Genomic DNA, 11,366 nt, shown 5'->3' with positions numbered 1-11,366 from the left:
TTATGTAAATAACTCGAAACATTAAAATTTTAATACGATGAAAAAGATATTTTTATTAATAACATTATCGGTTTTTGCATGGTCTTGTTCTGATGACATAACAAATCAAAACATTGATGTAAAAAACCCAACCACAACAAAAGCAGAGTTTTTGTTTACAAATGCTCAAAAAGCTTTAGTGGATCAAGTAGTAAATACGTCTGTAAATACCAATGTATTTAGACTATTCTCTCAACAATGGACTGAAACTACTTATTTAGATGAAAGTAGATATAATGTATTTACCAGAACAATTCCAGATAATCATTTTGCTATTTTATATAGAGATGTTATTAGAGATTTGTTAGAGGCTAAAGGATTATTAAATGCTGAAAATCCTTTGACTCCTACTGATGTAGCAGTTTTGAAAAACAAAAAAGCTTTAGTTGACTTACATATAGCTTATGCCTTTTCATTACTTGTTGATACTTTTGGAAATGTACCTTATTCTCAAGCATTGAATATTGAAAACTTTCCAAATCCTGCTTATGATGACGCTAAAACAATATATAAAGATTTAATATCTAAAATTAATACTGATATTGCATCTTTTACTTCAGGACAATCAAGTTTTGGTTCTGCTGATTTGATATATGCGGGTAATGTAGATAAATGGAAAAAATTTGCAAATTCTTTAGTTTTGAGAATGGCATTAAATATGGACGATGTAGATCATGCTTATGCTTCTACTCAAGTATTAAATGCAGTTGCTAGCGGTTTGATTTCTAGTAATGCTGAAAATGCAAATCTTGCTTATTTATCTGCTCAACCAAATACTAATCCTTTGTATGTTGATTTAGTAGCAAGTGGTCGATTTGATTTCGTTCCTGCTAACACTTTGGTAGATAAGATGAATACTTTGAATGATCCAAGAAGAGCAAAATATTTTACTTATAAATCAGGTACAACCTCTTATATTGGTGGTACTTATGGATTTTCAAGTCCTTATGCTAATTATTCTCATATTAACGCTACTTTATTAAGTGCTACTTTCCCTGGAACAATTTTTGATTATTCAGAAGTTGAGTTCTTATTAGCAGAAGCTGTTGCAAGAGGAATAGCTGTTGGAGGAACTGTAACAACGCACTACAATGCTGGAATTACTGCTTCTATGCAAAATTGGGGTGTTGCTGCATCAGATATTACAACTTATTTAGCACAACCAACCGTTGATTATGCAACTGCAACTGGAAATTGGAAACAAAAAATTGGTGAACAAGCATGGTTAGCATTATATAACAGAGGATTTGAGGCTTGGACTTCTTTCAGAAGACTAGATTTCCCCGCTTTATTAGCACCTACAAATGCTTACAATTCACTTCCTAAAGTACCTACAAGATTTACTTATCCAGCAAAAGAGCAAACCTTAAATTCAGCTAGTGTTTCTGCAGCAGCGACTGCTATTGGAGGTGATAACTTAACAACAAAAATCTTTTGGGACGTTAATTAATTCGATTACAATTTAATTTTATCATACTTAAAAAACCATCACTGTCAAAAGTGGTGGTTTTTTTTATATCTCTCAACCCTTTATTGGGTCTTGTTTTGTAAATTTGTATTTCAATTTTCAAAATATGAATATACCAAATTCCTCAAAACCTCGTGTGGTCATCATTGGTGCTGGTTTTGCTGGCATAGCTCTAGTAAAAAAATTACGCAAGAAACCCTTTCAAGTGGTGCTTATTGACAAACATAATTACCACAACTTTCAACCTTTGATGTATCAAGTGGCTACTGGCGGCCTCGAAGCGGGTTCTATTGCTTATCCGATTAGAAAAATCATTCAAAACTTTTCCGATTGTTATTTTCGTTTGACTTCCGTTTTAGAAATTGATACAACAAATCAAACAATTATTACCGAAATAGGCTCCCTGTCTTTCGATTATTTGGTTATTGCTACGGGTTCTAAAACCAATTTTTTTGGCAACAAAGACATGGAACGTAATGCCATGTCGATGAAAACAATTCCACAGTCGCTCAATATTAGAAGTTTGATTTTGGAAAATTTTGAACAAGCAGTGCTTAGAAACGATCCGCTAGAGCGAGAAGCTCTGATGAATTTTGTATTGGTAGGAGCAGGGCCAACGGGTGTGGAACTAGCAGGGGCTTTGGCCGAAATGAAAAAAGCCATTTTACAAAAAGATTATCCTGATTTAAACATTCAGAAAATGCAAATCAACCTCATTCAAAGTGGCCCATGGATTCTCAATACTATGACCAACAAGGCATCTGAAGCTGCGGAAGGTTTTTTGAAACAGTTGGGTGTTCAGGTATGGAAAAATCTAAGGGTAACCCAATATGATGGCAGAACGGTATTGACCAATTCGGACGTTACGTTTGAAACAGCAACGGTTATTTGGACTGCGGGTGTTCAAGGAGCTAAAATATTGGGATTATCAAGCGAAGCGTATCTTGAAAAGGTCGAAAGGATAAGAGTCAATTCCTTTAATCAGGTGGTGGGCTACCAAAACATATTTGCTATTGGCGATATTGCTTCGATGGAATCTAGCTTATTTCCTCAAGGGCATCCCATGATGGCCCAGCCGGCTATGCAACAAGGTCAGTTGTTGGGAGACAACCTCGTCAAGCTCATGACCAAACAAGCCATGACCCCATTTGATTATCATGACAAAGGTTCGATGGCAACGATTGGCAGGAATAAAGCGGTGGTTGATTTGCCACATTATCATTTTCATGGTGTTTTTGCTTGGTTTGTTTGGATGTTTGTTCATTTATTTTCGTTAATTGGTTTTAAAAATAGAGCCGTTGTTTTCTTGAATTGGGTCTATAATTATATTAAATTTGATAGAGAAGGCAGGCTAATTATTCGCCCGTTTAAGAAAAAAAGTTTTACAACCTTTACTTCCGACGAAATTTAAATTGATTTGCAAATCTAATAATAGTCTCATTCTTTGGGTTTTATCGAATAAAAAGAATTTTAAACTATTGTATATTTAAAATAAATTATTATTTTTGATTGATAATAACTAATTAAAAAATAAAAAATTATGGAAATGAATTTTGTAGCCATTTTTATTGCAGCGTTTTCGTCGTTGGTGGTGGGCTTTGTTTGGTATAATCCTAATGTTTTTGGAACAATTTGGATGCGTGAAGCGGGTGTTACTGAAGAGAAAATTAAAACAGTCAATATGGTTGTAACACTAGGTATGGCTTTTGTTTATGCTGTTTTTATAGCATTTGTATTACAGTTTCTTGTAGTACATCAGTTTGGGGCATTTGGTATGATTGGAGGCAATGAAAAAGGAGCTCTTCCGTCTTATTTTGCGTTTATGAACGATTATAAAACGGCTTTTAGAACTTTTAAACACGGTGCACTTCATGGCTTTATGACAGGATTGTTTTTTGCACTGCCTGTAATTGGCGTAGGCGCCAATTTTGAGCGTCGGAGTTGGAAATATGTTTTAGTATCTGGAGGTTATTGGGTGGTAACTTGTATGATTATGGGTGGCATTATTTGTGCTATGGCTTAATAGACCACGTTTTACTATATTGTAAACCATTAAGAAAGGAGGTTTGAATGAACTTCTTTTTTTAATGGTTTTTTTTATATGTGCTAGAATGTTCTTTTTTGTTGGGGTGTTGTTTGCGTGAGGGATAGCAGTGGAAATCCTTTTTTGCCCCCTCTTTTTGGGGCAAAAAAGATTGTAACGTATAGCCCGACCCGTAGTTTTTACGGAGGGACACGCCCAATATAGGGTTTTGATAGCTAATGGTTTGTTGCAAAAAAAAAAGCTGCTCTCTGTATTTTTGAAAGCAACTTTTTCACATATAAAAACTCAAAAATTTATATAAAAACGGATTTTCCGATACTGATATTTTCGTGGTTGATGTAGCCGTTGGTGTGGTCGTTGTTGAGAATGGTGTTGGCAATGGCATCGCCAACATAGTCCGTTTCAAAATTGCGTACAACATTCAAATCGGGAGTTACGATATTCAATTCGAGTGTGTTTTCTACGGCTTTTCTTACACTTTCACCTTCTTTATATAGTCCGAAATGATCTAAAAGCATGCCTGCACTTAGGATGGCCGCAATAGGATTGGCTATGTTTTTGCCTTTGGCTTGGGGATACGATCCGTGAATGGGTTCAAATAAAGCACTTTTGTCGCCAACAGAGGCAGAAGCTAAAAGGCCAATAGAACCACCAATGACGCTTCCTTCGTCGGAAATAATATCGCCAAACATATTTTCTGTCAGAATAACGTCGAATTGACTTGGGTTCAAAATCATTTGCATGGCTGCATTATCTACAAAAAGGAAATCCAAGGTTACGTCTGGATATGTAGTGGCAATATTGGTTACGACTCTTCGCCACAAACGAGAAGATTCCAATACGTTGGCTTTGTCCACTAAAGTTAATTTTTTGCGACGGGTTTGGGCTGCTTTGAACGCTAAATGGGCAATTCTTTCAATTTCGTATTGAGAGTATTCGCATAAATCTGACGCTGTTTTTCCGTCTTCGCTTAATTTTTTTGCTCCAAAATAGATACCTCCTGTAAGTTCTCTATAAATCAACATATCGGTTCCTTCGATGATGTTTTTTTTCAATGGCGATTTTTCGAGCAAGGTTTCATAAGCTTTTATAGGTCGGATATTGGCATAAAGTCCTAATTCTTTTCGGAGTTTGAGTAATCCTTGTTCTGGACGTACTTTTGCATCTGGATTGTTGTCGTATTTTGGGTCGCCAATAGCTCCAAAAAGTACGGCGTCTGAATTTTTGCAAAGCGTTAACGTAGTTTCTGGCAATGGGTTGCCTGTTTCGTCTATGGCGATAGCACCAACGTGTGCTTCTTCAAAAACAAATTGGTGTCCAAAAACTTTTTCGACAGCTTTTAAAATTTTGACGGCCTGTTTGGTAACTTCTGGGCCAATGCCGTCTCCGGGTAGTAATGCGATTTTCAATTCCATGATGGCTATTTTTTATATAAAAAGGTTATCTGTTTTTTTCAAAAGCCTCTATTTCGGCTTTTTTGCTTATTAAAAAATCGATGTCGTCAAATCCATTGATCATACATATTTTTTTATAAGGATCTATTTCAAAAGGTTCTTTTAATGGGGTGTTTTCGATAGCAATTTCTTGGTTTTCTAAATCAACAATCAAGTTGGTTTGACTATCTGCTTGAATATGATCGAAAATTTGTTTTAGGAAATCTGGCGAAACGAGTATGGGTAAAATGCCGTTGTTGAGGGCATTACCTTTAAAAATATCGGCAAAATAGCTAGATACCACTACTTTGAACCCATAATCGGCTAGGGCCCAAGCGGCATGTTCTCGGCTACTGCCACACCCAAAATTGTCTCCTGCAACCAAAATGGCACCCGAATAGTCGTTGTTGTTCAATACGAATGAAGTTATGGGTTGGTTATGATCGTCAAACCGCCAATCTTTGAATAAATGATTACCAAAACCTACTTTGTCTGTTACCTTTAGAAAACGAGCTGGTATAATTTGGTCTGTATCAATGTTTTCGATAGGTAAAGGTACAGCCTTTGATTTTAATTTTATAAATTTTTCCATCTGTTTTTTAATTTTGGGTAATGTCAATAATTTTTCCTTCGATAGCAGTTGCCGCTGCAACTAATGGACTGGCCAAAATGGTTCTGGCACCTTGTCCTTGGCGGCCTTCAAAATTTCTATTAGAAGTAGAAACGCAATACTCTCCCGATGGAATTTTGTCGTCGTTCATGGCCAAACAGGCAGAGCAGCCTGCTTGTCTGATTTCAAAACCAGCGGCTTCAAAAATTTTGTCGAGCCCTTCGGCAATAATTTGTTTGGCTACTTGTTGAGAGCCTGGGACAATTAGGGCATTTACATTTTGGGCTTTTTGTTTGCCTTCGATATATTGTGCTGCAATTCTAAAATCTTCTATTCTCGAATTGGTACAACTACCAATAAATACGTAGTTGATGGGCTTGTTGATTAAGGATTCTCCTTTTGAAAACCCCATATATTCGAGTGATTTTTGAAAAGAAGCATCGTCTAAATCAGGAATATTTTCGGTAATTTTGATACCCATACCCGGATTGGTACCATAAGTAACCATTGGGGCAATATCTGTGGCATCAAAGTCATATTCTTTGTCAAACACGGCACCTTCGTCTGTGGGAAGTGTTTTCCAATAAGCTACTTTTTTGTCAAAATCTTCACCCTGAGGGGCAAACTGGCGTCCTTTTAGATACTCAAAAGTGGTGTCGTCTGGGGCTATCATGCCTCCACGAGCTCCCATTTCGATACTCATATTGCATACGGTCATGCGGCCTTCCATACTCATTTCTCTAAAAACATTTCCTGCATATTCACAAAAATAGCCTGTTCCAGAGTTGGTGCCAATTTTTGAAATGATATATAAAATAACATCTTTTGGTGTTACCCCTTTGCCCAAAGTACCATTGACATTGACACGAAGACTTTTGGGTTTGTTTAATAACAAACATTGGCTTGCAAACACTTGAGCCACTTGGCTAGTACCTATGCCAAAAGCAATGGTACCAAAAGCCCCGTGAGTAGAGGTATGACTGTCGCCACAAACCATGGTCATGCCAGGTTGCGTAATTCCAAGTTCGGGAGCCATTACGTGAACAATGCCTTGGTATTGATGTCCTAAACCATAAAGTGTGATATTGTTTTTGGTACAATTTTCGGTAAGCATGGCCACTTGATTTCGAGACAATTCGTCTTTTATTGGCAAATGTTGGTCTTTTGTAGCTACATTATGGTCGGCAGTTGCTACAATTTGTTGGGGTCTGAAAATAGGAATATTTCTATCGCTCAATTCTGCAAAGGCTTGAGGACTGGTAACTTCGTGTATTAAATGTTGGTCTATGTATAAAACTTCGGGGCCATTTGGCACTTTGGTAACCACGTGGCTGTCCCAAACTTTATCAAATAAGGTTTTCTTTTCCATTAAAAATATTTATGCTAAAATGCCAATTTTACTAATTTCTACTAAATAATGTACGTCGTCGTCTTTGATTTCTTTTTTGGTATCGGCCAGTTTTAAGAATTCATTATAAACAATGTCGAGTTGTAATTTGGTTAATTCATATCCAATCAATTTGGCTCTGTAGGCCAATGCTGCTCTACCACTTCGGGCCGTTAGTACAATGGCCGATGCTGTAACGCCCACATCGTGTGGGTTCATGATTTCGTAAGTTTCTCTGTTTTTGATAACCCCATCTTGATGAATACCCGAGCTGTGCGCAAAGGCATTGGCACCTACAATGGCTTTATTGGGTTGTACAAACATTCCCATACTTTCAGACACCAAACGGCTTGTTTCATATAACAATTTGGAATTGATATTGGTTTCGTAGCCCAAGTACGGGTGTTGTTTAAGAATCATGACTACTTCTTCCAACGAGGTGTTTCCTGCTCGTTCGCCAATGCCGTTGATTGTACATTCAATTTGTCGAACGCCATTTACTACACCTGCAATAGAATTGGCCGTGGCCAAACCTAAATCGTTGTGGCAATGACAGGACAAAATAACGTTTTGAACATTATATACATGTTGGGTCAAATATTTGATTTTGGCCCCATATTCGTCTGGCAAACAATAGCCCGTTGTGTCTGGAATATTCAATACGGTTGCTCCTGCTTTGACAACTTCCGAACATACTTTTGCTAAAAATTCGTTGTCGGTTCTGCCGGCATCTTCGGCATAAAATTCTACATCATCTACAAAAGTTTTTGCATAAGCAACGGCTTCTGCAGCACGCTCTATAACTTCGGATTGCGAGGCATTGAACTTGTGTTTGATATGAGAGTCTGAAGTACCAATTCCGGTGTGGATGCGAGGTTTTTTGGCATGTTTGAGGGCTTGTGCTGCTACTTCGATGTCGTTTTTTACGGCTCTTGTCAATCCACAAACGGTGGCATTTTGAACCATTTTGGCAATGGCCTCTACCGACTTAAAATCGCCTGGACTCGATACGGGAAATCCTGCTTCTATAACATCTACTCCGAGGGCTTCTAACTGTCTGGCAATGACCAATTTTTGATCTGTATTAAGCTTACATCCAGGCACTTGCTCTCCGTCTCGTAAAGTCGTGTCAAATATTTGTACTTTTTGATTATTCATATCAATTTTAATCTTAAATTTAGATTCTTGATACGAATGTATAACAATTTTGTAACTTTGAAACGAATTAATGAACAATGTTACAGCGTTTAATTGATTTAAAAAATATATAAATAACTAATAATCAGTATATTATAATAACTTTTTTTACGATGGCAAACCCTTCAAAAGATAATTTATTTGTTTTAATTTGTTCGCTTTCTAAATCTGAAAAAAGACAATTCAAACTGTATGTCAATCGCTTGGGCGACAATATTGATGCAAAGTTTTTGCAACTCTTCAATCTTTTGGATAAAATGAAAGAATATGACGAAGAGGAAATTTTGAAAAGTAAAATTGTTACCAAAATGCAACTCTCAAACCTGAAAGCCCATTTGTATAAACAAATATTAATCAGTTTGAGGATGAATCCTGTAAATCAAAATATCAGAATTCAAATCAGAGAGCAGCTGGATTTTGCCACTATTTTGTACCACAAAGGCTTGTATAAACAAAGTTTGAAAATTTTAGACAAAACCAAGTTGGTAGCCCTAGAACACGAAGAAAAAAATATTGCCTATGAAATTATCGAATTAGAAAAAGTTATTGAATCGCAATACATTACAAGAAGTATAGCAGGCCGTGCCGATGAACTTACCATACAAGCCAAAACCTTGAGTATGCAAAACGTTATGGCCAGCAAACTGTCTAACTTGTCCTTACAATTGTATAGCATCATGCTGCAAACGGGCTATGCCAAAAGCGATGTTGAAATGAAAGAAATTACAGAATATTTCAATGCCCGAATGCCCGAATACCAGTTTGACGAGTTGGGTTTTCGTGAAAAATTGTGGTTGTTTAAAGCCCATTTGTGGCATAGTTTTTTGATTCAAGATTTTTTGGCATGTTATAAATATGCCAACAAATGGGTTAATTTATTTAAAGAAAATCCACAAATGATTTTTTTAAACCCAGTTTGGTACATCAAAGGCAACAATTATTTGATGGAATGTTTGTATTTGATCAAACATAAAACCTATATGAAAATTGTGTTGGATCAAATGCAGCACATCATTCAGCTTGATGCTTTTCCAAAAAACGACAATGTCCACTCTTTATACACAATATGCTATTATAACAGCAAATTTAATTTGCATTTTTTGGAAGGCAATTTTGAGGGCGGATTGTATTTGGTGGACGAAGTTTTGAAGGTAATCAAACGAGACGAAGACCGCCTCGACGAACATCATATCATGGTATTTTATTACAAAATAGCTAGTTTGTATTTTGGTATTGGCAATAATAAAAAGTGTATTGCCTATTTGAAAAAAATTATAGACAACAAAAACCTAATTATCCGAGAAGATTTGATGTGTTTTGCAAGAGTTTTGAGCCTTGTGGCCCATTATGAAGCAGGAATGGACTATCATTTGGAAGTACAATTGAAAAGCACCTATAAATATTTGATCAAAATGAACGATTTGCACGAAGTTCAGAAAGAAATGATCAAGTTTTTGAAAAATTTAGACAAAATATACCCAAGCGAACTCAAATCAGCGTTTAAAAAACTACACACCCAATTGTTGCAATACGAAAACCACCCTTATGAAAAAAGAGCCTTTTTGTATTTAGACATCATTTCGTGGCTCGAAAGCAAAATCGAAAACAGAACAGTAGCCGCCATCATTCAAGAAAAAGCCAAAAAATGGCTCCGATAGCCAAACTTTTGACGGCACTCTTTGGTTTCAGGTTAGAAGTTAGAAGTTAGAGGTTAGAAGTTTCAAGTTTCAGGTTTCAAGTTTCAAGTTTCAGCTATCAACCAACAACCATCAACCAACAACCATCAACCATCAGCCATCAACCATCAACCATCAACCACAAACCACCAATCATCAACCACAACCCCATAGTAGAAATTCGAGATTTAAAAAAAAACATCTGTGCATCTGTGGCATTTTCTACTACAATAGTAGAAATTTTAAAGTGGTTTTAAACGTGATGCCTGCCCGTAGCATCATCAACATCTACAATAGTAGAAATTTTAAAGTGGTTTTAAACCGTTTTTAGGTTCTGTATAGTTTCAAGATCTACAATAGTAGAAATTTTAAAGTGGTTTTAAACCGATGCTAATTTCACTTACAAAGGCGTTTATCTACAATAGTAGAAATTTTAAAGTGGTTTTAAACTCCAAGATGATCTTTGAATTGTTTTTGATCTACAATAGTAGAAATTTTAAAGTGGTTTTAAACAGTCTGATGCTGGCCGCCCATAGATATTATCTACAATAGTAGAAATTTTAAAGTGGTTTTAAACTCAACTTTAGCGACAGGTATTGTACTATATCTACAATAGTAGAAATTTTAAAGTGGTTTTAAACCTTGGTTGGACTGTAATAGTTTAACTCATCTACAATAGTAGAAATTTTAAAGTGGTTTTAAACACGAAGGTTCTTTGGTAAAATGTGCCAATCTACAATAGTAGAAATTTTAAAGTGGTTTTAAACTAAAAAAACAAGCATTCATCCAAGAGATCTACAATAGTAGAAATTTTAAAGTGGTTTTAAACCGAGAAAGTTCCGAGAAATTGCAGGGGAATCTACAATAGTAGAAATTTTAAAGTGGTTTTAAACAATGAGCGTAGTCCAGTACACACAATTATCTACAATAGTAGAAATTTTAAAGTGGTTTTAAACATAATTCACTTTAGCAACGTTTTCAACTAATCTACAATAGTAGAAATTTTAAAGTGGTTTTAAACAAGAAGATATGCTAAAAGTACACCATCCATCTACAATAGTAGAAATTTTAAAGTGGTTTTAAACATCAAAGGAAATGTGATTGAAGCTAACGATCTACAATAGTAGAAATTTTAAAGTGGTTTTAAACAAAATTCCTGCAAACATTTTAATAACGTATCTACAATAGTAGAAATTTTAAAGTGGTTTTAAACTAGTTTTTACCCAACCGTGATACCCAGCATCTACAATAGTAGAAATTTTAAAGTGGTTTTAAACTTCAATTTAAACATTATAGCCAATTGACATCTACAATAGTAGAAATTTTAAAGTGGTTTTAAACTTAATTCGTTGAAGTGGCAAGATCAACATCTACAATAGTAGAAATTTTAAAGTGGTTTTAAACTTTTTATTCCGTGAGTGTCGGTACCAATCTACAATAGTAGAAATTTTAAAGTGGTTTTAAACTTTTTTAAAAAATAAATAAAACATGAGAAATCTACAATAGTAGAAA

At 35.5% G+C, this 11,366-nt stretch carries 8 protein-coding genes and 1 CRISPR repeat array; of the genes, 4 read left to right on the top strand and 4 right to left on the bottom strand.

Going from position 1 to position 11,366, the window contains the following annotated elements; translation table 11 throughout:
• The first annotated feature begins 37 nt into the window (after window positions 1–37).
• From B0A58_RS03030 to B0A58_RS03020, 3 genes are all read left to right on the top strand, one after another.
• Window positions 38–1,489, top strand: coding sequence for a SusD/RagB family nutrient-binding outer membrane lipoprotein (locus B0A58_RS03030; RefSeq protein ID WP_089079827.1), 1,452 nt, complete (start codon window positions 38–40; stop codon window positions 1,487–1,489).
• 124 nt (window positions 1,490–1,613) lie between these two features.
• A complete protein-coding gene (locus B0A58_RS03025; RefSeq protein WP_089079829.1) occupies window positions 1,614–2,918 on the top strand; it encodes an NAD(P)/FAD-dependent oxidoreductase in 1,305 nt (434 codons plus the stop codon).
• 129 nt (window positions 2,919–3,047) lie between these two features.
• Window positions 3,048–3,530 carry a DUF1761 domain-containing protein gene (locus B0A58_RS03020; RefSeq protein WP_089079826.1) on the top strand — a complete coding sequence of 161 codons (483 nt, stop codon included), beginning with the start codon at window positions 3,048–3,050 and terminating at the stop codon, window positions 3,528–3,530.
• 314 nt (window positions 3,531–3,844) lie between these two features.
• Here the strand turns inward: B0A58_RS03020 and leuB are convergent, their stop codons facing one another.
• The 4 genes from leuB to B0A58_RS03000 are packed head-to-tail and all read right to left on the bottom strand — an operon-like array spanning window position 3,845 to window position 8,139.
• Window positions 3,845–4,966, bottom strand: coding sequence for a 3-isopropylmalate dehydrogenase (gene leuB, locus B0A58_RS03015; protein ID WP_014085045.1), 1,122 nt, complete (start codon window positions 4,964–4,966; stop codon window positions 3,845–3,847).
• Window positions 4,967–4,991: 25 nt separating this feature from the next.
• A complete protein-coding gene (gene leuD, locus B0A58_RS03010; RefSeq protein WP_089079828.1) occupies window positions 4,992–5,576 on the bottom strand; it encodes a 3-isopropylmalate dehydratase small subunit in 585 nt (194 codons plus the stop codon).
• Window positions 5,577–5,583: 7 nt separating this feature from the next.
• Complete coding sequence (gene leuC, locus B0A58_RS03005) at window positions 5,584–6,963, bottom strand: 3-isopropylmalate dehydratase large subunit (protein ID WP_089079825.1); 1,380 nt, start codon at window positions 6,961–6,963, stop codon at window positions 5,584–5,586.
• Between the two features lie 9 nt (window positions 6,964–6,972).
• Window positions 6,973–8,139, bottom strand: a complete 1,167-nt coding sequence (locus tag B0A58_RS03000; RefSeq protein WP_014085042.1) for a 2-isopropylmalate synthase — start codon at window positions 8,137–8,139, stop codon at window positions 6,973–6,975.
• A gap of 152 nt (window positions 8,140–8,291) precedes the next feature.
• Between B0A58_RS03000 and B0A58_RS02995 the strand changes: the two genes are divergently transcribed.
• A complete protein-coding gene (locus B0A58_RS02995) occupies window positions 8,292–9,836 on the top strand; it encodes a hypothetical protein (RefSeq protein WP_014085041.1) in 1,545 nt (514 codons plus the stop codon).
• A gap of 241 nt (window positions 9,837–10,077) precedes the next feature.
• A CRISPR array of direct repeats spans window positions 10,078–11,320; the repeat unit is 36 nt; unit sequence ATCTACAATAGTAGAAATTTTAAAGTGGTTTTAAAC.
• Between the last annotated feature and the right edge of the window lie 46 nt (window positions 11,321–11,366).

Source organism: Flavobacterium branchiophilum NBRC 15030 = ATCC 35035 (assembly GCF_002217205.1).
GTDB classification, from domain to species: domain Bacteria; phylum Bacteroidota; class Bacteroidia; order Flavobacteriales; family Flavobacteriaceae; genus Flavobacterium; species Flavobacterium branchiophilum.
This window is presented reverse-complemented; position numbering and strand designations above follow the sequence as displayed.

What these genes read in the sequence shown, in the direction of transcription:
- B0A58_RS03030 (WP_089079827.1), top strand. Translation starts at nt 38, where the DNA reads ATGAAAAAGATATTTTTATTAATAACATTATCGGTTTTTGCATGGTCT.
- B0A58_RS03025 (WP_089079829.1), top strand. Translation starts at nt 1,614, where the DNA reads ATGAATATACCAAATTCCTCAAAACCTCGTGTGGTCATCATTGGTGCT.
- B0A58_RS03020 (WP_089079826.1), top strand. Translation starts at nt 3,048, where the DNA reads ATGGAAATGAATTTTGTAGCCATTTTTATTGCAGCGTTTTCGTCGTTG.
- leuB (WP_014085045.1), bottom strand. Translation starts at nt 4,966, where the DNA reads ATGGAATTGAAAATCGCATTACTACCCGGAGACGGCATTGGCCCAGAA.
- leuD (WP_089079828.1), bottom strand. Translation starts at nt 5,576, where the DNA reads ATGGAAAAATTTATAAAATTAAAATCAAAGGCTGTACCTTTACCTATC.
- leuC (WP_089079825.1), bottom strand. Translation starts at nt 6,963, where the DNA reads ATGGAAAAGAAAACCTTATTTGATAAAGTTTGGGACAGCCACGTGGTT.
- B0A58_RS03000 (WP_014085042.1), bottom strand. Translation starts at nt 8,139, where the DNA reads ATGAATAATCAAAAAGTACAAATATTTGACACGACTTTACGAGACGGA.
- B0A58_RS02995 (WP_014085041.1), top strand. Translation starts at nt 8,292, where the DNA reads ATGGCAAACCCTTCAAAAGATAATTTATTTGTTTTAATTTGTTCGCTT.